Below are 20742 nucleotides of genomic sequence, written 5' to 3' on the forward strand. Positions count from 1 at the left end.
GCGCAGCTAAACTAAGCCGCGCTGCGCAGGCCGTCGGTGGCTTCGTGAGGGGAGGCGGCCGCAAGGCCTTCATCCGTCGTCGCGGGTGTGTGACGCGACGGGCTGGCTCCCAAATAGGCGCCAGACGCCCTGATCCTCCCGTGGCCTGCCATTTCGGCGACGGCCTGGCGCGCAGCGTGGTCCAGGTCGGCGGGGAGGGGGCCTCCGCCGCGCACCGGCGGGGCCTCGCCACCGGTTTCATCGCCAAAGCGCCGGATCAACGCTTCGTGCCGCAGCCCATGGGCGGTGATCCCGCGCTCGCTCGACGTGATGCCGAATTTTTCCATCACATAGTCGAAACGGCGCAGGTTGCGCTTCAAGTCATGCCGAGGATCGCCCAGGTGCGCGTCCTCACCTTCCGCCACGGCACGGGCATAGTCGAGGGCGGCCAGGCCGGCTGCACTGTCCAGCGCCACAAACCGTAGCCGTCCCCCCTTGCTGCCCTCCTTGATCCGCACGTAGTGGTCCGCCCGCCGTTCGTCAGGCGACAGGCCGGTGGCCTCAAACGGCACGACACAACGGTGCGGCCGGATCATCACCGATTCCTTGCGCCGCAACCCGAAGGCCTGGATCAGCCGCAGCGAGGCGCCGACATAGCGGTCGTAGTCGCAGACCTGCTCGATCAGCGCATCGATGTCGACGCCTTGAGCGGACCAGCTCTTGTCGCGCTGCGCATATTCGTGCCGCTGGTATTCCTCGGTACTCAGCCCGTAGTCGGCCGGTTTGCGGATGAAGCCGGGCTTGCCCAGCCACATCGCCAGGCCGCGCAGGAAGCTGAGGTAGGTCTGGATGGTGGCCGGCGCGAGCTTTTCTTCCTGCCAGATCTTCACCATCGCCCGGATGTGCCGTTCGCCGAGGTTGCGTGGGTCGGGCAGGGTCTTGAAGCCGGCCTTCGTTTTCAGGTCGCGGAAAAAGCGGCGCAGGAAGTCGGCGCGCTCCTGCCGGGTCTTGTGCGAGACCGTCTTGTCGAGCGAGGTGTGCAGGCTGTTGAAGAGTCCGAGCAGCACCTCGAGCACCTGCATGGGGTCGGCCTTGCCGGGCTTGTAGCGGGCGAGGATGGCCGCAGGCGGCAGATTGGCCTGGGCCTGATTGCGCGTGGGCTGCAGCGGGGCGGCACGGCCCAGCCCGGCAGTGCCTTGAACGCGGCGACGGGTGGATGGCGTGGGATTGGCAGTGGACATGGCTTTCCTTCGAATGAACGCCGTGCGGCCGTCCCGGCGGAGCACAGCACAACAATGGACGGAATCCCGGCATGGCGGGCGAGACGGATTCCGACGTCTGGCCCGCCCGTGGTTGCAGTAGTTCAGCGCAGCGCCTGACCACGGACAGCGCTGCACCTACCCAAGGATTTGCCGATGGGCTGCTTGCAAGCGCAGGCATCGGCTCGGTCGGTCTTAAAAATGAAACGGTGATCCGTCCCACTCACGCATTTCTGCGCTCGCGGGCTTGGGGATGCCGCCGCGCCTCTGGGGCAGGGCACGACATCGGCACGCCGGTCGAGCCGGGTGCAAGTGGTGGATCAGTCCTCGATTCGTAACGTCGTCCACCTGCATGGGTCCGCCCCTGACCGAAAGTCCAGGGCGGTGCGAGGTTTACGAGCGAAGACACACGGGGAGCCCATCAGGGCAAGCACGGCCGTGTGCGGCGCAGGAGGCGCAGGCTCGAAGGATGACGGGAACAGCGGGGCGGCATCGGGTGCCGTCCGGACCATTGGCTCAAGGCATCGGCGCGTCCTCGAGGGAACGCCCAGCGGACAGCTGGCAAGCCGGTGCAGGCACTACGAAATAAAATTCCTCTGGGGCGAGGCCTCGAAGGCCGCACCCGCCCCGACTCGACAGGTCGGGGCGCTTGAAGGGCGGGTAACGACCGCAACGCCTTTTGCTCCGCGATGGAGCTGGCCAGGAGGCCACGGGAGCCCACAGTTGACTCCTCCCCCTCGACGGCGTCAACCGTCGACGACAGCACGCCCTTCGAATTCCGTGGGCTTGCGGGTGGCACTTGAAATCGGGGTCTGAGGGTCGCTTATTTTTCGGGCGAAGACGACAACCGGGCGCAGCCTGCCCTTGATGAGCAAATCTTTGGCCTCTGGGGCCGACCGGGACCTGTCCAGCGCTGGGGGTACCCGCAGCCAGTCCTGCACACGGGGTTGATATCCGTGGTTTGAATGAGAGCGTAGTGACACACACGCAGCCCCGTCGGGCGATGGCGCTTTCAGGTGTCAGCGAAACGTCTGTGCATCGTCGGTTCGCTGACAGCGGGCCGGACCCGATCCCGAAATCGGGCTCATTGAGTGGGGATTCCGTGTGGCGGGATCAGGTCGCCGTGTCGATGCTGATCGACCTCAACCCTGCCTCGGAGCCTTGTCATGGAATTGATCGTCAGAGCGGTGGATGTCGGATCGGGCAACACCAAGTTCGTCACGGCCGCAACTGGTGCCGACATCCGCTGCGCCAGTTTCCCCTCCGTCGCCTATCCGTCGAGCGACGACTCGCCGTCGTGGCCGGCGAGCGAGCGCAAGAAGACGGTGTGCATCCCCATCGGCCCGCTGTTCTACGAGGTCGGGCCGGACGTGAGCCTCGCCGCCGATACCTTCCGTGCTAAGCAGTTGCACGACGAGTACACCGAGACGCCTGAGTACCTGGCGCTGCTGCGCGGCGCTTTGAGCATGATGAAGCTGAGCCGCATCGACTTGCTGGTGGTCGGGCTACCGGTGGCGCTCTTCGCGGTCAAGAAGGCGGCACTGGAAAAGGCCATGACCGGCCGGCACGACATCGGCGGCGGCAAGGTCGTGACGGTCGGCAAGGCGCTGGCCGTGGCCCAGCCGCAGGGGGCGCTGGTGCACTACGCCTCCGAGCACCAGAAGATGGCGGAGATCGGCCACGAGCAGAGCCTGATCATCGATCCGGGCTCGCGCACCTTCGACTGGCTGGTGGCCCGGGGCATGCGACTCGTGCAGAAGCAGAGCTACTCGTTCAACCGCGGCATGTCCGATGTGCTGCGGCTGCTGGCGGCCGAGATCACGAAGGACATCGGCACGCCCTACCGCGACTACGACGCCATCGACCTCGCGCTCCGGACAGGCAAGCAGCCGGTCATCTTCCAGAAGCCGTACGACATGAAACGCCTACTGCCCCTGGCCGAGACGGTCGCCGAGCAGGCAGTCTCGACGATGAAGGAGTGGATCGAAGCGCCCCACAGTCTGCAGAACATCATCCTGGTCGGCGGCGGAGCCTTCCTGTTCCGCAAGGCGGTGAAGGCGGCGTTCCCGAAGCACCGCATCCACGAGGTGAAGGAACCGATGTTCGCTAATGTGCGGGGCTTTCAGCTGGCGGGGCAGAACCACGCTCGCAGCGTGATGGCCGCGACCGGGAGGGAGCAGGGTCAGGGCGCAACGGGAGAGGTCGAATGAGCGCCGATGCCATGAAAGACCCCAAGCCGATTCGTCTCGTCTTCGAACTGGCACGGGCCGACCATCCGCGCCTGTACGACGATCTGATCCGCTTCCACAAGGGCACCAAGCGGGTCAACCGTCTGCGCGTGCTGGCCTACGACGGCTTGCTGGCCCAGAGCGGCGTGTTCGCCGGGATTGGGCACGGCCTGCCCCATCAGCCGTCGGCAAGTAGCACGCAGGAGGGCAGTGGCGAGGTCACCAACGACATCTTCGCGCCAGCGATCGACGGGTGAGGCGGCCATGGGAAAGCGATCGCGCCGGTCGGACAACGACAGGATGGTCAGTGCTTCGGACCTGGCCCAGATGGGCCGCTGCGAGAGACTGGTGGTGTTCGAACATCGGCATGGCACCCGCCGCACCGCCCGGCAACAGCGAGCCCGAGAACGCGGAGTGGTCGAGCATGAGCGCTTCTATCGGGAGGGCCTGGCGGCTTCTGCACAGGCTATCCGGAAGGGGCGCTGCTTCATCGCCACCTGCGTGTTCGGCGAGGGCTGGCAGACTCAGGTGCTGCGCGGGTTTCGGGACGTTGCGCTACGCTCGAACGTTTGGGGGCGTCGCCTAATCTGGTCCTACTACCGGTTGGCGCCTGGCATCTGCACATGCCTGCGCCGATGGCCTGCCTTGCAGGCTCCGGTACGCGTGGTCTTGGGTGCGATAGCGGCGAGCCTTCGATGGTGGCCAGGTTTGCGCGGAGGCGGGCAATGTCGGCGGTAGGATGGGGCGTCCTTGGCGGTCTTGTCGTCGTATGCCTCGCGGCGCTGGTCATAGCGTGGCGGCGGTCGGTTACAACCGATGCTGCACTGGCTGAGCGAGCCTCACGACCGGACGCGCTGCGGGATGCCGAGCTGGTCTATATGGAAAGACTGTTCTGGACTTCCAAGCCCGTTGGGGTGGTGGCGAAGATTGACCGGGTATACCGCATGCCCTCGGGTCTGCTCGTGTTGGTAGAACTCAAAACCCGCTGGGCTAACCAGCCATCCCTGTCGGACGTGATCCAGTTATCCGCACAGAGAGTGGCGGTGATGGGGCAAACGCACCAAGCCGTAGCGTCCTACGCGTATGTAATGGTGAAAGCGCCGACTGGGCGCGGCTTGCCGATCGCGCATCGTGTCCAATTGATGACTGACGAGCACGTGGACGCCCTGGTCAGGAGGCGGGAAGAGATTCTCGCAGGCCGCATTTTGCCGGGACGACCCCAGTCGCGGAAGACGTGCCTTTCGTGCGCATTCCGAGGGCAATGCGACAGTCTGCTTCCCTGAGTCAATCGGTCTATCGCTCAATCGGTTCCTGCGGAATCCTGCGGCCACTTTGCGCTACAAGGGGACGAGGGCAAGATGCTCGGCCGGCACATGACGCTGCGCCAACTCAACCATATGCCGCAACAGGTTATCCATTATAAAATGATATTCGAATCAGTCGAGGACGAACTGAATGGCGACATCGAAGCGCGGCGGATCCTCCCGCTCCAAGAATCGAAGAACCGAGGTGCCGGGCCAGGCATTGGGCTATGGTCTCCAGTACACGCGGATGACGCAACTCCTCTTGGAGGCGCCCGCCGGGAGCTTTTGCAGTATGGAGTTCCTCGATGATGTGGCGCAGCAGCACGCAGACAAGGGTACACGCCTGATCCAGAGCAAGAGTGCGCTGACGGCCAATCCAGTCGCCGATCGCGCCAAGTCGCTGTGGAAGACGCTGTCCAATTGGACGACGTTGGGGGCAGATTCCGATTACGATCTGGAGAAGACGGTCTTCGAGATCTATGTCTCCCGTCCGGTCGGCGGCCAACTCGTCGAGGCATTTGCCAATGCCCATACGCTGGAGGAAGCGCGGGCGGCCATTGCGCTAGCGCGCGACGCCTTGTGGGGAAAGTCGCCGGACTTCGCGTTGAAAAGCACCGTGGCTGACGAGATCGCCCCGTACCTGGAACGCGTATTCAATGCAGATCAGACCTGCCTGGAGCGGATCATCTGCAACTTCCAGCTGACCCTTGGCAGCGGAAGTCCCCAGGCTGACATCGAGGCTGTGATCCGCACCCATCCGGTTTCCGCCACTAAGGTGGCCGACATTGCTGACCACATGTGCGGCGTCGTGAAGCGTCGGGTGGACGAACTGCTGGAGGCCGGGCGGCCGGCCGTCATTGGACGTGACACATTCTATGGCTGGTATGCCGCCTACCTGCGCAAGGTCGATCGGGACACCGTACTACCGAGCCGCGCCAAGGCGCCGAGCGAGGAGGAGTCGCGCGGTCAATTGCCGAAGATATTTGTTCAGCAATTGGACCTCATCGGGATGCCCTTCGAGGACAAGCTGGAGGCCGCGAGCGACTATCTGATGGCCGCCGCCGACCGCACGGCTTGGGCCGTCAGCGGCGAAGTTGATGAGTCGTCATTCGATGACCTGGACGCCGCGCTGAAGCGCAGTTGGAAAAACAAGCGACGTACTTGTGGCATCGAGCATGGCAGCAAGCCTGGTGAGATCCAGGGACAGGCGCTTTACTCGGATTGCATGGACTTCACCATCTACCTCCAGGCCATGCAGCCGCCGGACCACTTCATTCCGGGGTGTTTTCACCGGCTGGCCGATGACTTGTCGATCGGATGGCACCCGGACTACGAGCAGCAGCTCAAGGTCAAGAAGGCCGCGTGACGATGCTGGCACGTGAAGCACAGAACATCCAGAACCCAGCGCTCGGCGCGGCCGCTCTTTGGCGCTTTTGCTGCGGCTATGTCGAAGCCCATCCCGTCGGTGACCCTCCGCGTCTGCCGATGCTGTTCCTGGTGCTGCCCATCGTGCTGCACCAGGCGACCACCGAGCTGCTACGGCGTACCCGGCCCAGCTCTGGACTGCGGGCCTTCGCCGCGAAATTCGGGGACTCCCAAATCTCCAAACAGGACCTGCTTCTCCAGGTTCACGAGCGCGCAGTCCGCTGGCGCACGCTCAGCCTCCAGTCGATCGAGCTGGCCGCGGCCGGGCACCTGATCCAACTGCTCGAGGGTGGAGAGGTAATCCCCTTGTCGCGTACCAAGGCTCGCGGTCTACCCGACGAGGTGAAGCAACTGTTGGCCGATGCAGAAAAGCTCGGCGTGTGGTGCGGCCAACTTACGCTGCACGAAGTGACAACAACACTGAAAATAAGGCTCTGATGTATCTGCAGATTCGCGAGATCGTGCTCTGGCCGCGCAACCCGAACTTCGAGCCGCGCCGGCTCCAGTTCGAGTTGGCGAAGGTGAACGTTATCAGCGGCGCGTCGCGGACCGGCAAATCCGCTGTTATTCCCATCATCGACTACTGCCTTGGCGCGGGGACTTGCTCGATCCCCGTCAAAACCATCCGCAAGTATTGCGAGTGGTTTGGTGTCGTGGTGGCGACGTCGCAGGGCGACAAGTTGCTGGCCCGGCGAGAGCCCGGTGCGCAGCGCAGTACCGACGACATGTACCTGCTGGAAGCGGAGCGGATCTCGGACATTCCGCGCCGCATCGCCAAGAACACCAATGCCGACGCCGTGAAGCGGCTGCTCGACGAACTTGCGGGCCTGTCCAAGCTCGACTTCTCGGGCGGCGAAGAGTCGACGGGGTTCGATGGTCGCCCAAGCTTCCGCGATCTTGCTGCGTTCACGTTCCAGCCGCAGAACGTCGTCGCCAATCCCGACGTGCTGTTCTTCAAGGCCAATACTTACGAACACCGGGAGAAGCTTCGGAAGATCTTCCCATATGTGCTCGGGGCCGTGACGCCGACGCTGATGGCAAAGCAGTTCGAGCTCGGGCGTGCCCGGCAGGAACTCCGTCGCAAGGAGCGGGAGCTCAAGGATGCCCAGGAGGTGTCTGCGCGCTGGCTGGCCGACTTGAGGGCGAAGTTCAGCGAGGCCCAAGAGCTGGGGCTGGCCGCCAAGCCGGAGCAGGAGCTCTCGCGTGGCCAGATGATCGAGCGACTGGAAGAAGTCGTCGCGCGCACGGACCTCACGCTGTCGGTGAGCACGTCGACCATCTCGGATGCACTGCGCGAACTCAGCGGCCTCGAGGTCGAGGAGCGCGAGGTGTCGCGTGAGCTGACGACCTTGCGCCATCGGCTTAGTGAGATGAACCGCATGCGTGTCGGCGTCGACCAATACCAGGATGCCCTCGCGCTGCAGCGGGGACGCCTGCAGCTATCGAGCTGGTTGGTGTCTCACACCGACGACGAGGCGGACTGCCCGATGTGCGGCAGCCATACGGACTCGGCTAAGCGCAAGTTGGCGGTGCTGTCGGAGCGCCTGCGGGAAGTCGAGGCAGACGCCGGCGTCGACAAGGAGGTGCCGGCCGCCTTTGACCGCGAGCTGCAGCGCGTGACCGAGGAGGTCGGACAGGCGACGGAGCGGCTGCGCTCGGTCCAGATCCGCAAGCGGGCCTTGGCGGGGCGCTCAGACGAAGCGCGGCAGCGGCAGTTTGCCGCGCAACGGGCTGAGCGGTTCGTTGGCAACCTTGAGTCCGCCCTCGACCTGCATCGGCGGCTGGGCAGTGACAGCGAACTCGTCGACGAGGTTGTGCGCCTGAAGGAACGGGTGCGGCAGTTGGAGGCCGAGTTGCGCGAGCAGGATGTTGAAGCACGCAAGCGTCGGGCTCTCCATGCCATCAGCAACAACGCGGGCCGGCTCCTGCCGCACCTCGATGTTGAGAGCCCGAACGATCCAATCTCCCTTGAGATCAACGACCTGACGATCAAGGTGCGCGGCACGGAGCGTGACGACTACCTGTCTGAGATTGGCAGTGGCTCCAACTGGCTCTCCTATCACCTGGCGGTGCTGCTGGCGCTCCATCAGTTCTTCCTGTCGCAGCGCAAGGGGCCCGTCCCTGCGTTCCTCGTGCTTGACCAGCCGAGCCAAGTGTACTTTCCGAAGCGCATCATGGCGCGGCCAGAAGACGAGGAGGTCGAGGAGGTCGAGGAGCCCCAACTGCGGGACGAAGACGTGGACGCCGTTCGACAGGCGTTCGAGGTCATGGGGCGTGTGGCTCTGGATGCCAAGGGCGGTTTGCAACTTATCGTACTCGACCATGCCTCGCGCGACGTCTGGGGCGACATCGACGGGGTCGTCGGCTTGCCCGAGTGGCGCAACGGCGTCAAGCTCGTGCCTATGGCGTGGTTGGATGACGCCTGACCTCCGAAGTCCGCGGTGATCGGGCCACGGCGGGCCCCGCCAACACGGTGAGGCCTTCTCATGCTGCTTCGGGAGCCAGTGCCGAGGCTTGGGCAGCACGGTGGGCGGCCGATCCGTGAAGTGTTCGATCACCCGATTGCCCGCGTGAAGTACTGGTCGAGGAAGATGCCCTCGAACAGGCTGTCGGGCGCGTCGATGTCGAGGTAAGCGAACTGTTCGGTTCGCGAAGCGTGTTCGGGTTGGCGTCCTTGTCGTGCCGCGTAAGTGGGCTTTCGTGGTGCTCTATGGCACGACTTGAAACTGACTTGACGGTATCAAACACGGGTGTCCGGGGCGCTTCAGCCGCTGATACCGTCAAAGTGCGGGGGTGATTCCGGCTCTGATACCGTTAGCCCCGCTGAAGACGCTGTCGCTGATACCGTCAGACGAGGGGGCGCAAGCCGCCTCTGATACCATTAGCCCTCAGCATTCGAGGGGGCTTCCCGTTGGAAAGGGCTCGACCACCCCTCAGTAGGGCAGTTTTGAGGGAGCCGAGGGCGATGCCGGCACGATGGGACAACATGAACCTGGATGGAGCTATCCAGATGACCCCGCTGAGGCGCGGCAATTTGTCGGTATCGCTGTCGGTATCAAGCCACCCGCATCAGGCCGAAAGCCTTGCTACACAACGGTTTCCACGATGCTATTGACAATCGAGTGGGAGTGACCTGCTTCTTTCTGTTTGTCCAAGGCCGTGGCCGGCAGAGAGTGTGACCGCGCTGTGCGTGGGATACGCTTCAAGCGCGCGATGACCGACAGCGATAAGTGCTACAACTGCTTTGATCGGCTGTCTGAAAGTGGCGTACGACTTGGTGGATAACGACACGGCGGCTCGCCGGCCTCCGGATTGTTTGTCGTGTTCGAAAGCGCGCTGTTTACCTGCCTGGCCTTGCACAGGACGACTCTAGCGATGGCGGGCGAGCTTCCCGTGATGGTCGGCTCGGCACGAATGCGTATCCCGGTGGAGTGACGCTACATGCTGGTCGATGCGGCGTGACGGCATCGTGGTCTGGAGAGCTGCCAGACAACCGGATGCGGCGTGCTGATTCCGTAATTGCGGGTGTTTGTCAGCCGGCGGAAGGCAGTGCGCAGCGCGCGCTGCGCGATTTGGCAAAGTCGCGTGCATCGGCCGCAACGCTTGCCGCCATCGCAGCAATTGCGCGCTGCTGGGCCTGTACCAGCTCTGCATAGCTTCCAGGAGCCAGTTCTTCATACTTCCCGGAGCACAGTAGGCGCACATCCGCGGCCTCGTTTGCGAAACCCAGGCTCCAGTCGGCTGCCAGCTGGACCTTCTGACCGGGCCAGGCGTCGAGCCGGCGCAGCTGCACCTTGATGCGCAGCACGGACTTGCCGCTCGGGCGCGGCAGCCCGGCGATGTCCTGGGTGCCGAGGCGATGGCCGAGCTCGGCTGAAAGCGCGTTGCGCAACTCGTCACCGAACGGCCCGGCCCAGCGCTCGCCGTCGAGCACGACGATGCCGCTGTCGGCCTGTCGCACCACCAGCTGTGCCTGATCGAGGCGAGCCGGCACGCCCACCGGCAGCACGTCGATCAGGAAAGGCACCGCGGGCTCGGCGGTGGCGGCCGCCGGGGGTGGTGCCAGCAAGGTGTGGTAATGAACCGGCAGGGGCGTGGCGCAGGCCGCGAGGCCAAGCGCCAGCGCAGCCAGGGCGGAGCGGGCGGGTGTGTTCATCGGCGGGACTCCGGCGGGGCGGGAAGGACATCGGATGCCGCCGCATCAGGTGGCGGGTCGGCCGGGCGGCCACGCAGCAAGGCCTCCGGGTGACGGCCAAGCAGGTCGGTGAGGGTGCGCAGCGATCGCGCCGAGCGCTGCAGCTCCCGCAAGGTCTGCTGCAGGTTCTGCTGCAAGGGCGCGTCGTCGGCAAGCATGCCCTGGGCTGTGCCAAAGGTCTTTTGGGCCTGTTCGAGCGTCTTCCCGGTCTGCTCCATGGTCTGCCCTGCCTGCTGCAACGTCCGGCTGGCCGCCTGCATGGTCTGTGTCACGCCGGGCAGAACCTCACCATTGACCTTCTTCGCGGCCAGATCCAGCTCGGCGAGGGTCGCGTCGAGCTTCTGGCCGATCGCTTCGAAGGGCAGCTTGTCGATCTTGCCGACGATGCCGGCCAGCTGCTCCTGCAGGCGGTCGAAGCTACCGCCGACGGTCGGCAGCACCATCGGCTGCGCGGACGCGTCGAAGGTGGCCTTGGGTGCGTTCGGGATGAAGTCCAGTGCGATGTAGAGCTGGCCGGTCAGCAGGTTGCCGGTGCGCGCCTGGGCGCGCAGGCCGTGCTGCACCAACTCGCCGAGAAAACGGCCTGTCGGCAGCTCAGTTTCGCCCTTGGCCATGGGCAGCTTTTCCAGCGCCTGACCGAGACGCTGCGGATAGAGCACTACGCCGACCACGGTGGGGAAACGGTGGCGGGCGGGGTCGAAATCCACGCCCATCGACACCACATTGCCGAGATCGACGCCCGAGAACTGCACCGGCGCACCGACCGAGAGGCCGCGCAGCGGCTGCTCGAAGCGCAGCTGCACATACTGCGCCGGCCCGTTGGGCGGTGCGATCGCCCGCGCGTAATCCTTGGCCAGGCCGAATTCGGCGCCTGCCTCGGCCGGCTTGGCATGGCTGTAGGGCGGCGCCGCGAAGGCGATGCCCCCGGCGACGATCGTCGCTACGGATTCGGTCTGCAGCTTGAGGCCGTCGGCGCCGAGTGAGACATCGACCCCGCTTGCGTTCCAGAAACGCGTGTCGGTGGTGACGTAGCGGTCATAGGGCGCGTCGACGAAGATCTGCAGGGTCACGCTTTCGCCGCTTTCATCAAGCTGGTACGAGGCCACGCGGCCGACCTGGATGCGCCGGTAATACACCGGCGAGCCGATGTCCAGCGAACCGAGATCCTCGGTGTGCAGCACAAAGGACTTGCCGGGGGTCCCGCCGATGACCGTCGGCGGCGTTTCCAGCCCCGTGAAGTTCAGGCTGTTCTCGTCCGAGGTGCCGGCGTCCACCCCGATATAGGCGCCCGAGAGCAGGGTATCTACCCCCGAGATGCCCCCCACGCCGATGCGCGGACGCACCACCCAGAAGCGCGTGTCCTCGCGTGTCAGCCTTCCCGCGCTCTTGGCCAGCGAGACCGTGGCGATCACGTGCGAGCCGTCCTCGCTGAGCTCGACCGCCGACACCGAGCCGACGGTGACGTCCTTGTACTTGACCGGCGTCTTGCCAGCCTCGAGGCCGGTAGCGGTGCGAAAGGCAATGCGGATCTGAGGGCCGGCCGACAGCCAGGTCTGCACCATCATCGAGATGCCGATCAGCGCGGCCACCGCCGGCACCAGCCACACCAGCGAGACGCGCCAACGACGGGTGGCGACGACGGGATCGCCGGGTTGCGGGGTTGATTCGTTGGAGTCGTTCATTCCTTTTCTGTATCCCAGGTCAGGCGGGGGTCGAAGCTCATGGCCGAGAGCATGGTGAGGATCACCACCACGCCGAAAAAGAGGATGCCGATACGCGGCTCGACGTCGCTCAGCTTCTGGAACTTGACCAGCGCGGCGACCACAGCCACCACCAGCACGTCGAGCATCGACCAGTAGCCTACCAGTTCGACCAGCCGGTAGAGCCGTGCCCGCTCGCGCACCGCCCAGTTGCTGCGGCGCTGCGCGGTGACCAGCAAGAGGCCGAGAATCAGGAACTTGGTGCAGGGCACCGCCACGCTGGCGATGAAGATGACTAGCGCAATGCCGTAGGAGCCGGCCTTCCAGAACTCGATCACGCCGACCATGATGGTACTTTCGCTGACCTTGCCGAACATGCTGGTGTACATCACCGGCAGCAGGTTGGCCGGGATGTAGAGGATCAGGGCTGCGACGAGCAGAGCCCAGGTCCGGGTGATGCTGTCGGGGCGGCGCCGGTGCAGCGGCGCCTGGCAGCGCGGGCAATGCCGGTGTGTCAGGTCGTCGGGCGGATGTTCGCACACCAACCCGCAGCCATGACAGCCGATTACGCCGAGCTCGTGGGCACGCGGCGCGCTGCTCATCGGGCCGAGGCCTCGTCCGGCGGCGCTTGCTCGGTAAGCTCCCACAGCAGATGGATGTCACGGTTGGCGATGATCGTGATCAGCACCATCAGCGCGGCCACCGCCCACACACCCGCGCCGGGCAGCACCTGGACGAATCCCGATAGCTTGATGACCGATACCAGGATGCCGAGCAGTGCGACCTCGACCATGCTCCACGGCCGCAGTGCCACCAACAGGCGCATCGCCGGCGCAAAACCGGGTGCCCTGTGTCCGACGCGTGCAAAAAGCAACAGCCAGCCGAGCAGGGCGATCTGCAGGAAGGGGACGACGATGATCGAGAGCGCGGCCGGCAATGCAATCGGCGCAGCGGCGCCCTGCGCGAGCGCGGCCGCCGATTGCCACAGCGTGGCCTCGTTGTGCAGGCCTTGCAGGCTGATGCGGACCACCGGATAGACGTTGGCGATCACGAATACGATCGCCGCCGCAATGGTCAGTGCCAGCCAGCGATCGATATCGAGAGAGCTGGCGCGGTACAGGACCGCTGCACAGCGATCGCAGCGCGCCACTTGCCCCGACGCCAGCGTGCGGCGCCGGTAAACACTGTCGCAATGTTCACATACGGCCAGGTCGGGGAAGGTACGCAATACGATTAATACCGGCATGGGCGAGCCACCGCAGGCCGGCATTTCCTGTTGAAGTTCGACGGGTCCGGCAATTGTTTCTTAACTGCGCGGCCCCGTCCAGCCCGGACGCGGCGTCGATCAGCCTGCGGCCTGCTTGTTCAGCCACGGCGACTTCGCGAGGTGCGCCTTTTCGAAGGCCGCGATGGCGTCTGCCTCTAGCAGGGTCTCGCCGATGTCGTCGAGCCCTTCGAGCAGGCGGTGGCGGCGCAGCGGATCGACCGCGAACGACAGCGCCTCGCCCGAGGGCGTGAGCACCTGCTGCTTCTCGAGGTCCACCGTGAGGCAATAGCCGCCCTGGGCAGCCACTTCCGCAAACAGCCGCTCGACCACGTCGGCCGGCAACACGATCGGCAGCAAGCCGTTCTTGAAGCAGTTGTTGAAGAAGATGTCGGCGAAGCTCGGCGCGATAACCGCCCGGAAACCGTATTGCTCCAGCGCCCAGGGCGCATGCTCGCGCGACGAGCCGCAGCCGAAGTTCTTGCCCGCGAGGAGGATGCTCGCGCCATGATAGCGGGCCTGGTTGAGCTCGAAGGCGGGATTGGGCTTGCGGCTGGCCGGGTCGATGCCGAGGTAGCCGCGATCCATAAAACGCCACTCATCGAAGCAGAACTGACCGAAGCCGGTGCGGTGGATGGACTTCAGGAACTGCTTGGGGATGATCGCATCGGTGTCGACGTTGTCGCGGGCGAGCGGGGCGACGAGCCCGGTCATGACGGTGAATTTTTCCATGATGCCTCCTCAGGCGAGCGTACGTGCGTCGATGAAATGGCCGGTGACGGCGGCCGCGGCGGCCGTCTCCGGGCTGACCAGGTGGGTGCGTCCGCCGGCGCCCTGACGTCCCTCGAAGTTTCGGTTCGAGGTGGAGGCGCAGCGTTCGCCTTCGGCGAGGCGGTCGTTGTTCATGCCGAGGCACATCGAGCAGCCCGGCTCGCGCCACTCGAAGCCCGCCGTCTTGAAGATGCGGTCCAGCCCCTCGCGCTCGGCCTGCTCCTTGACCAGCCCGGAGCCCGGCACCACCATCGCCAGCTTCACGGTGGCCGCCACCCGGCGCCCGTCGACGACCCTGGCCGCCGCGCGCAGGTCTTCGATGCGCGAGTTGGTGCACGAACCGATGAAGACCTTGTCGATGGCGATCTGCTCGATCGGCGTGCGCGCGTCCAGCCCCATGTAGGTGAGCGCCCGTTCGATGGCTGCACGCCGCGCGGGATCGGCTTCGTCGGCCGGGTCGGGCACGCGGCCGCTGACCGGCACCACCATCTCGGGCGAGGTGCCCCAGCTGACCTGCGGCTCGATCTGCGCCGCATCGATGTCGACCACCCGGTCGAACACCGCGTCGGCGTCCGAGTGCAACGTCTTCCAGGCCTCGACCGCGATTTCCCAGTCGGCACCGTCCGGCGCATACGGGCGGCCCTTGAGGTATTCGATGGTGGTCTCGTCCACCGCGATCATCCCTGCACGCGCACCGGCCTCGATGGCCATGTTGCAAACCGTCATGCGGCCTTCCATCGAGAGATTGCGGATCGCGCTGCCAGAAAACTCGATGGTATGGCCGGTGCCGCCAGCGGTGCCGATCACGCCGATGATGTGCAGGATGATGTCCTTGGCAGTGACGCCCGCGGGCACGCTGCCGTCGACCCGTACGAGCATGTTGCGGGCCTTCGTCATGAGCATGCACTGGGTCGCCATCACGTGCTCGACATCCGAGGTGCCGATGCCGAAGGCCAGCGCGCCGAAGGCGCCGAGGGTGCTGGTGTGCGAATCGCCGCAGACCGCGGTCATGCCCGGGAGCACGGCACCTTGCTCCGGGCCGATGACGTGGACGATGCCCTGGCGCTTGTCCTCGAGCCTGAAGAGCGGCACGCCGTGGGTCTCGCAGTTGTCGAGCAGGGTGCTGACCTGCAGTGCCGAGATCTCGTCGGCGATGCCGCTCGAGCGGTCAGTGGTCGGCACGTTGTGGTCGGGCGTGGCGATGATGCTGCTGACCCGCCAGACCTTGCGGCCGGCCAGCTTCAGGCCCTCGAAGGCCTGCGGGCTGGTGACCTCGTGCATGATGTGCCGGTCGATGTAGAGGAGGCTGCTGCCGTCCTCACCCTGTTTGACGATGTGCGCATCCCAAACCTTGTCGTAGAGCGTCTTTCCCATCTGGATCCCCGTTCGCTGCAATGTGACGAATCACGATGGCGCCATGTTTGCAGAGAGCGCGGCCGATGAATAACGGTCTATTGCCATGCCAGCCATCTCGTCTGCAGATGGCTTGGTGACGTTCGGTCAAGGCGTCGCGTCGCGGCCGAGGAGGTGGTCCAGCAACAGTCGCGCCGCCACCGAGAGGCAGGACCTGTCGCGAACCACCAGCTGCAGCTCGCGCCGCGCCCAGGCATCGTCGAGGCGCACGATCCTGAGCCCGAGCGCCGCTGCGAAGAAGCCGCCCACCCGTTCCGGCACGATGCCCACGCCCAGCCCCACCTCGACCATGCGGCAGACCGCATCGAAGCCGCTCACATGGATCCGCAGGCGGCGCGTCAGCCCCAGCGCTTCGGCCTCGCGTTCGAGCAGCGAATAGAGCGAGCTGTTGTGGCTCAGGCCCACGTGGTCGAAGGCGAGGCTCGTCGCGTAGCTGGTGATTTCGGCCCCGGCCAGCGGATGTTCGGGCCGCACGATCGCAACCAGTTCGTCGCTGCGGTAGGGAAAGCACTCCAGCCCATCAAGGCCGTGCACCTGAGAGACCACGCCGAGATCGGTACGCCCCTCGAGCACCGCGCGCAGGATGTCCGTGCTGAGGTGCTCCTGCAGGTCGATCTTGATGCCTTCGTGGGCCGCCATGAAGCTGCGCAGATCCTCGGGCAGGAACTCCACCACCGCCGAGATGTTGGCGTGGATGCTGACGCGGCCGCGCACCCCCAGCGCGTATTCCGAGAGCTCCGCGTGCAGCCGGTCCAAGCTGCGCAGCACGTCGCGTGCGTGAAACAGCAGCGCCTCGCCCGCCACGGTGGGGCTTACACCGCGCGCGCCGCGATCCAGCAGTGGCACGCCGAACAGTGCCTCGAGTTCGCCCAGCCGCTTGCTGACGGCCGATGGCACGATGTGCTCGCGCTCGGCCGCGCGGGCGATGCTGCCGGTCTCGCATACGGCCACGAAATACTGCATCGATGCAAAGTCGATTCGCTTCACTGTGGCATCTCGATCCGGGACGGGAGAACGGGGCAGGGCATCTGGCGGATTGTAATCAGCTTCGCGCGCAGCGGCGCGGCTGGTCGACTCACTCGGCCGGCAGTCCGAAGGCAAAGACCAGCAGGCAGGCCACGCCGACCAGTGCGAAAAAACCCAGGCGCGCCGTACGATGGGGCAGGTCCTTCTTCTGCCAGGCCACCAGGAAAGCGACCATGCACTGCAGCAGGTAGAAGAGGGCGAAGGCGCGAGAGGCGTAGGCGATGATCGCATTCACATGCGTGCCCCAGGTGAGCGCCACGGTGATCACCAGGATGATGAGGTAGGCATAACGGACCGGCAGCCGGTGATTGGTGATGTCCTCGAGCAGACCGCCCGCGCCGGCGGTATCGGCCACTGCCGCGCTGAACTGGCTGCCGATCGCGGTCACCGAGAGCAGCACCGGCAGCACCAGCGCCAATGGTGCGGTGAGCTGGATGATGGCCGTCACGTCCGAGCCGAGCCCGTCGTGAAACATCACCGTGGCGAGTCCGATGAACAGCAGGTAGATCGCGGCGGACACCAGCTGTGCCGTACGCATGGTGCGGATGCGTTGTTCGGCCCCATGCTCGTCGCCGAGATAACGGGAGGTCTCGAAGCCCTGCACCACGATGAGCAGGCCGAGCAGCACCCGCGTGTCGTGCAGGTCGATGCTCGACGAGATGGCCGGCAGCTGCCACGCGCCGTCGAGCGCGAGCCCTGCGTTGTGTACAGCCAGCGCCACCAGCAGCGCGCCGATCATGCCGAGGTTGAGGCTGATCGCATGCGTTTCGACCTGCTCGAGCTCGTCCAGGCCGCGCCACATCCCTACGCCGCCGATGACCAGCAGCACTGCGGTGGTCACCACATTGGCGAGCAGCCGGTCGTGGATGCCGACCGCGTTGAGGACGAACGCGGCGAGCAGCTGCAGGTAGTAGGTGACCGAGATGAAGTAGGCCCCGGCGAGTACCGCGCGCGACAGGAAGCCGATGTCCTGCGCAGCGCCATGTCCGGCGTTTTCGATCGGCTCGAAATGGCGGATGTTGAAGCGGATGACGCTCCCCACCGCATACGCCAGCGCCAGCAGCGCTGCCATGCACAGCACCGCGAGCTTGCCGACGATGCCCGCGAGCAGCGGGGCGCTGATCAGGAAGCCGCTGCCCATGATCGAAGCCAGCGGCGTGACCGTGGCTTTCCAGTCCGAGGAGCCTGCAAGACGCTTCGAGAAAGTGAGGTAGGCGGTAATTGCCGCCGTCACCAGGATGATGAGGGCACTGAGCATGCGGCGTTCCGTATGGATTTCGGGCGGGCGCGCCAATGACGCATCGTCGGCAGGGCCGCGCCCTTCGACCTGAAGGGGCCTGCCGCCCAAGGATACGGAGCACGCCAGCGGGTGTCCAACACGGGCGCCCGACGCTGTGGCACGCGCCGCGCCCGGCAGGATGTGTTCGCGCGAGTCTGCGATAATCCGCCGGTGAAAAGTCGCCGGCCCCCGTCAGAGATAGCACCGGCGACACCGGGAACCCGAAGAGAGTATTGCGATGCCGAACGATGAGGACTACATCCGCCTTGCCCTGGAGCAGGCCCGCTATGCCGGCGCGCTCGACGAAGTGCCGGTAGGGGCGATCGTGGTGCTCAACGGCGAGATCGTCGGCAAGGGCTTCAACCAGCCCATCGGCCGCCACGACCCCACCGCCCACGCGGAGATCGTTGCGCTGCGCGACGCCGCGGCCCGGCTCGGCAACTACCGGCTGCCCGGCTGCGAACTCTTCGTCACCCTCGAGCCCTGCATGATGTGCAGCGGCGCCATCATGCACGCGCGCATCTCGCGGGTGGTCTTCGGCGCCAGCGATCCCAAGACCGGCGTGGCCGGCAGCGTGCTGGATGTCTTTGCCGAAGTACGGCTGAATCATCATGCCAGCGTGGTCGGCGGCGTGCTCGCCGAAGAGTGCGGTGCGATGCTGTCGAGCTTCTTCGCTGCGCGACGCCAGCGCACCATGAACGCCTGAAGCCCTCACGCCCGCCATGCGCATCGCAATCGATCTCGACACCCAGCAGCTGGCGCTCTTCGACGACGCCGACCTGCTCATCCGCCGCTACCCGGTATCGACCGCGCTCAACGGCCCGGGTGAGCTCAACGGCAGCGGCTGCACGCCGCGCGGCAGGCACATCGTGCGCGCCCGCATCGGCGCGGGCCACGACCCGCGCGCCATCTTCGTCGGCCGCCGCCCCACCGGAAACATCTGGACCCCGGCGCTCGCCGAGGAGATGCCGGACAAGGACTGGATTCTCGGCCGCATCCTCTGGCTATCTGGCTGCGAGCCCGGCCGCAACCGTCTCGGCTCGGTCGACAGCATGCGCCGCTACATCTACATCCACGGCACGCCGGACGACCAGCCCATGGGCGTGGCACGCTCCCACGGCTGCGTGCGCATGCGCCCCGAGGAGGTCGTGGAGCTGTTCGACCTGGTACCTGCCGGAACACCCGTGGAGATCGTCTGATGCAGCCCGACCATTCCCTGGAAATCTGCGACTGGCCCGACGCCGAAGCGCGGGTGATGCCGCTGCGGTTCCGCGTGTTCGTAGAGGAACAGGGCGTGCCCGCGGAGATCGAGCTCGACGAATTCGATCCGGTCTCCCGCCATGCGGTGCTCACCGACGCAGCCGATCGAGTTATCGCCACCGGCCGCCTGCTGCCCGATGGCCACATCGGTCGCATGGCCGTGGATGCAGCCCATCGCAATCAGGGGCTCGGTTCCCGCGTATTGCTGGCGCTGATTGGCGAAGCCGAACGGGCCGGAATGGTGGCGGTCGTGCTCAACGCACAGGTCGGTGCGCTTGCCTTCTACGTTCGGCACGGCTTCATCGAAGAAGGGCCACGCTTCATGGAGGCGGGAATCGAGCATCAGGCGATGATGCGGCGTATCCAGGCCCGCTCGTCGCCCTGAGACGACGAGCGGATCCCTGGCTTTACGGCCGCCCGCCGGAACGGATGAATGACTTGATCATCGGCGCGATCTCGGTGCGATAGATTGATCCGTTGAAGATCCCGTAGTGGCCGACGCCCGCCTGGACGTGGTGCCGGTGCAGCGCCTCGGGCAGATTGGGGCAGAGGCGATGAGCCGCTTCGGTCACGCCGAGGGCGACCATGTCATCGCGTTCGCCCTCGAGCGTGAAGAGGGCGGTATCGGTGATTGCACCGCAATCGACAGGTTCGCCCCTGTAGTGCATCTCGCCTCTGGGGAGCTGTGGTGTCAGGAATACCCGCTCCAGCGTTTCCAGGTAGAACTCCGCGGTCGCGTCCATCACTGTCATGTATTCATCGTAGAACTCGCGGTGCCGATTGGCCGCTTCCTCGTTGCCACGGGCAACATCCTTGAAGAAGTTCCAGTGCTTCTTGAGGTGATTGCCGGGATTCATGGACATGAATGCGCCGATCTGCAGATGACCGGGATAGACTTCACGCCCTGCGCCCGCGTAACCGCTCGGCACCTTGTGGACCGCGAGAGCCTTCAGGAACCCGAGATTGATGTGGCTGGCGTATCGCGTGAGCGTATTCGGATTCACGGTGATGTCGATGGGGCCCGCAAGCAAGGAAAGCGTCTTCGGTCGGCAGGGATCCTGCCGGCCGGACATGATTGCGGTGGCGCACAGGGCCTGGACGGTTGCCTGGCAGAGACCGATGACGTGGACGTCCGGGCCGAGGAGCTGGATGAACTCGATCAGATAGCCGACGTAGTCTTCAAAGCCGAAACGTCCCGCGGAGAGGGGAATGTCGCGCGCATCCAGCCAGTCGGTGACGTAAACGTCGTGGTCGGGCAGAAACGCCCGGAAGGTCTCCTTCGAAAGGGTCGCGTGGTGCCCCGACATCGCGGCCACGAAAAGGACCTTGGGCGCCTTGCCTTTCCCGACCCGCTCGAAGTGAACGAGATGGCAGAAGGGTTTTTTCAAGGCGACTTTCTCGACGATCGTGATCGTCTCGCCGTCTGCTTCGAAGCTGCCGTAGTCGAAGGCCTGCTTGTGGTAGGGCTTGATCATTCGCGCGACCGACTCGAGCGCGGCGATCGGAACCCGGCCGAGGGTGGTACGTGCGAGCGGGTTGTAGCGGCTCGACAGCACGTCGATCGTGGAGCTGAGCACGGCTTCCATCGGGGCAGCGGCGCTGCGGGTCAGGTCAAGCATGGTGTAGCGCATGGATATCA

The 20742-nt window shown here is 65.3% G+C and carries 20 protein-coding genes; 10 read left to right on the forward strand and 10 right to left on the reverse strand.

All coding sequences use genetic code 11. The annotated features are described in order from the left end of the window. Nucleotides 1–11: 11 nt before the first annotated feature. The gene (locus GQB03_RS14130) at nucleotides 12–1220 is read right to left on the reverse strand and encodes an integrase domain-containing protein (protein ID WP_159690579.1); all 1209 of its coding nucleotides are present in this window, start codon (nucleotides 1218–1220) and stop codon (nucleotides 12–14) included. A 1184-nt stretch (nucleotides 1221–2404) separates the two neighbouring features. On the opposite strand from GQB03_RS14130, the gene GQB03_RS14135 reads away from it, so the two are divergent. The 7 genes from GQB03_RS14135 (at nucleotide 2405) to GQB03_RS14160 (ending at nucleotide 8621) form a co-directional block, all read left to right on the forward strand. After that, nucleotides 2405–3448 (forward strand): PRTRC system protein D, encoded by a 1044-nt coding sequence (locus GQB03_RS14135; protein ID WP_159690582.1) that lies wholly within the window; start codon nucleotides 2405–2407, stop codon nucleotides 3446–3448. Further along, on the forward strand, nucleotides 3445–3723 hold the full coding sequence (locus tag GQB03_RS14140; RefSeq protein WP_159690585.1) for a hypothetical protein: 279 nt from the start codon (nucleotides 3445–3447) through the stop codon (nucleotides 3721–3723). The genes GQB03_RS14135 and GQB03_RS14140 overlap by 4 nt, the downstream gene beginning before the upstream one ends. 70 nt (nucleotides 3724–3793) lie before the next feature. Beyond that, complete coding sequence (locus GQB03_RS23550; protein ID WP_407644542.1) at nucleotides 3794–4204, forward strand: CFI-box-CTERM domain-containing protein; 411 nt, start codon at nucleotides 3794–3796, stop codon at nucleotides 4202–4204. Further along, nucleotides 4192–4749 carry a PD-(D/E)XK nuclease family protein gene (locus GQB03_RS23555; protein ID WP_159690586.1) on the forward strand — a complete coding sequence of 186 codons (558 nt, stop codon included), beginning with the start codon at nucleotides 4192–4194 and terminating at the stop codon, nucleotides 4747–4749. The genes GQB03_RS23550 and GQB03_RS23555 overlap by 13 nt, the downstream gene beginning before the upstream one ends. Before the next feature lie 172 nt (nucleotides 4750–4921). Continuing rightward, nucleotides 4922–6136: an ABC-three component system protein gene (locus GQB03_RS14150; RefSeq protein ID WP_159690589.1), complete on the forward strand. Its 1215-nt coding sequence runs from the start codon at nucleotides 4922–4924 to the stop codon at nucleotides 6134–6136. Between the two features lie 2 nt (nucleotides 6137–6138). After that, nucleotides 6139–6633, forward strand: a complete 495-nt coding sequence (locus GQB03_RS14155) for a three component ABC system middle component (protein ID WP_068635366.1) — start codon at nucleotides 6139–6141, stop codon at nucleotides 6631–6633. Next, nucleotides 6633–8621, forward strand: coding sequence for a DUF3732 domain-containing protein (locus GQB03_RS14160; protein ID WP_159690590.1), 1989 nt, complete (start codon nucleotides 6633–6635; stop codon nucleotides 8619–8621). The genes GQB03_RS14155 and GQB03_RS14160 overlap by 1 nt, the downstream gene beginning before the upstream one ends. Before the next feature lie 1106 nt (nucleotides 8622–9727). Here GQB03_RS14160 and GQB03_RS14165 read toward each other — a convergent pair. The 8 genes from GQB03_RS14165 to GQB03_RS14200 all read right to left on the reverse strand — a co-directional run bounded on the left by GQB03_RS14165 (nucleotide 9728) and on the right by GQB03_RS14200 (nucleotide 17822). Continuing rightward, nucleotides 9728–10351 carry a PqiC family protein gene (locus GQB03_RS14165; RefSeq protein ID WP_159690593.1) on the reverse strand — a complete coding sequence of 208 codons (624 nt, stop codon included), beginning with the start codon at nucleotides 10349–10351 and terminating at the stop codon, nucleotides 9728–9730. After that, the gene (locus GQB03_RS14170; protein WP_159690594.1) at nucleotides 10348–12072 is read right to left on the reverse strand and encodes a PqiB family protein; all 1725 of its coding nucleotides are present in this window, start codon (nucleotides 12070–12072) and stop codon (nucleotides 10348–10350) included. The genes GQB03_RS14165 and GQB03_RS14170 overlap by 4 nt, the downstream gene beginning before the upstream one ends. Beyond that, nucleotides 12069–12692, reverse strand: coding sequence for a paraquat-inducible protein A (locus GQB03_RS14175; RefSeq protein WP_159690597.1), 624 nt, complete (start codon nucleotides 12690–12692; stop codon nucleotides 12069–12071). Before GQB03_RS14175 ends, GQB03_RS14170 begins: the two co-directional genes overlap by 4 nt. Next, entirely contained in the window at nucleotides 12689–13336 is a 648-nt protein-coding gene (locus GQB03_RS14180; protein ID WP_200832228.1) for a paraquat-inducible protein A, read from the reverse strand. Before GQB03_RS14180 ends, GQB03_RS14175 begins: the two co-directional genes overlap by 4 nt. A gap of 99 nt (nucleotides 13337–13435) precedes the next feature. Further along, nucleotides 13436–14086: a 3-isopropylmalate dehydratase small subunit gene (gene leuD, locus GQB03_RS14185; protein ID WP_159690600.1), complete on the reverse strand. Its 651-nt coding sequence runs from the start codon at nucleotides 14084–14086 to the stop codon at nucleotides 13436–13438. 9 nt (nucleotides 14087–14095) lie between these two features. Next, nucleotides 14096–15499: a 3-isopropylmalate dehydratase large subunit gene (gene leuC / locus GQB03_RS14190; protein WP_159690602.1), complete on the reverse strand. Its 1404-nt coding sequence runs from the start codon at nucleotides 15497–15499 to the stop codon at nucleotides 14096–14098. 126 nt (nucleotides 15500–15625) lie between these two features. Next, entirely contained in the window at nucleotides 15626–16525 is a 900-nt protein-coding gene (locus GQB03_RS14195; RefSeq protein ID WP_159690604.1) for a LysR family transcriptional regulator, read from the reverse strand. An 88-nt stretch (nucleotides 16526–16613) separates the two neighbouring features. Then, entirely contained in the window at nucleotides 16614–17822 is a 1209-nt protein-coding gene (locus GQB03_RS14200) for a hypothetical protein (protein ID WP_159690607.1), read from the reverse strand. Nucleotides 17823–18081: 259 nt separating this feature from the next. On the opposite strand from GQB03_RS14200, the gene tadA reads away from it, so the two are divergent. Genes tadA through GQB03_RS14215 form a run of 3 tightly spaced genes read left to right on the forward strand, consistent with a single transcriptional unit; the run spans nucleotide 18082 to nucleotide 19488 of the window. Beyond that, nucleotides 18082–18549 (forward strand): tRNA adenosine(34) deaminase TadA, encoded by a 468-nt coding sequence (gene tadA, locus GQB03_RS14205; protein WP_159690610.1) that lies wholly within the window; start codon nucleotides 18082–18084, stop codon nucleotides 18547–18549. A gap of 16 nt (nucleotides 18550–18565) precedes the next feature. After that, entirely contained in the window at nucleotides 18566–19042 is a 477-nt protein-coding gene (locus GQB03_RS14210; protein WP_159690613.1) for a L,D-transpeptidase, read from the forward strand. Continuing rightward, nucleotides 19042–19488: a GNAT family N-acetyltransferase gene (locus GQB03_RS14215; protein ID WP_159690618.1), complete on the forward strand. Its 447-nt coding sequence runs from the start codon at nucleotides 19042–19044 to the stop codon at nucleotides 19486–19488. The genes GQB03_RS14210 and GQB03_RS14215 overlap by 1 nt, the downstream gene beginning before the upstream one ends. A gap of 22 nt (nucleotides 19489–19510) precedes the next feature. On the opposite strand, the gene phaZ is transcribed toward GQB03_RS14215, so the two are convergent. Further along, nucleotides 19511–20734, reverse strand: coding sequence for a polyhydroxyalkanoate depolymerase (gene phaZ / locus GQB03_RS14220; RefSeq protein ID WP_159690621.1), 1224 nt, complete (start codon nucleotides 20732–20734; stop codon nucleotides 19511–19513). Between the last annotated feature and the right edge of the window lie 8 nt (nucleotides 20735–20742).

Source organism: Cognatazoarcus halotolerans (assembly GCF_009800965.1).
Classification (GTDB): Bacteria; Pseudomonadota; Gammaproteobacteria; order Burkholderiales; family Rhodocyclaceae; genus Cognatazoarcus; species Cognatazoarcus halotolerans.

Coding starts and splice junctions, on each gene's coding strand:
- GQB03_RS14165 (WP_159690593.1), bottom strand. CDS start 10,351: ATGAACACACCCGCCCGCTCCGCCCTGGCTGCGCTGGCGCTTGGCCTC.
- GQB03_RS14175 (WP_159690597.1), bottom strand. CDS start 12,692: ATGAGCAGCGCGCCGCGTGCCCACGAGCTCGGCGTAATCGGCTGTCAT.
- GQB03_RS14155 (WP_068635366.1), top strand. CDS start 6,139: ATGCTGGCACGTGAAGCACAGAACATCCAGAACCCAGCGCTCGGCGCG.
- leuD (WP_159690600.1), bottom strand. CDS start 14,086: ATGGAAAAATTCACCGTCATGACCGGGCTCGTCGCCCCGCTCGCCCGC.
- GQB03_RS23555 (WP_159690586.1), top strand. CDS start 4,192: ATGTCGGCGGTAGGATGGGGCGTCCTTGGCGGTCTTGTCGTCGTATGC.
- leuC (WP_159690602.1), bottom strand. CDS start 15,499: ATGGGAAAGACGCTCTACGACAAGGTTTGGGATGCGCACATCGTCAAA.
- GQB03_RS14130 (WP_159690579.1), bottom strand. CDS start 1,220: ATGTCCACTGCCAATCCCACGCCATCCACCCGTCGCCGCGTTCAAGGC.
- GQB03_RS14210 (WP_159690613.1), top strand. CDS start 18,566: ATGCGCATCGCAATCGATCTCGACACCCAGCAGCTGGCGCTCTTCGAC.
- GQB03_RS14150 (WP_159690589.1), top strand. CDS start 4,922: ATGGCGACATCGAAGCGCGGCGGATCCTCCCGCTCCAAGAATCGAAGA.
- tadA (WP_159690610.1), top strand. CDS start 18,082: ATGCCGAACGATGAGGACTACATCCGCCTTGCCCTGGAGCAGGCCCGC.
- GQB03_RS23550 (WP_407644542.1), top strand. CDS start 3,794: ATGGGCCGCTGCGAGAGACTGGTGGTGTTCGAACATCGGCATGGCACC.
- phaZ (WP_159690621.1), bottom strand. CDS start 20,734: ATGCGCTACACCATGCTTGACCTGACCCGCAGCGCCGCTGCCCCGATG.
- GQB03_RS14135 (WP_159690582.1), top strand. CDS start 2,405: ATGGAATTGATCGTCAGAGCGGTGGATGTCGGATCGGGCAACACCAAG.
- GQB03_RS14170 (WP_159690594.1), bottom strand. CDS start 12,072: ATGAACGACTCCAACGAATCAACCCCGCAACCCGGCGATCCCGTCGTC.
- GQB03_RS14200 (WP_159690607.1), bottom strand. CDS start 17,822: ATGCTCAGTGCCCTCATCATCCTGGTGACGGCGGCAATTACCGCCTAC.
- GQB03_RS14215 (WP_159690618.1), top strand. CDS start 19,042: ATGCAGCCCGACCATTCCCTGGAAATCTGCGACTGGCCCGACGCCGAA.
- GQB03_RS14180 (WP_200832228.1), bottom strand. CDS start 13,336: ATGCCGGTATTAATCGTATTGCGTACCTTCCCCGACCTGGCCGTATGT.
- GQB03_RS14160 (WP_159690590.1), top strand. CDS start 6,633: ATGTATCTGCAGATTCGCGAGATCGTGCTCTGGCCGCGCAACCCGAAC.
- GQB03_RS14140 (WP_159690585.1), top strand. CDS start 3,445: ATGAGCGCCGATGCCATGAAAGACCCCAAGCCGATTCGTCTCGTCTTC.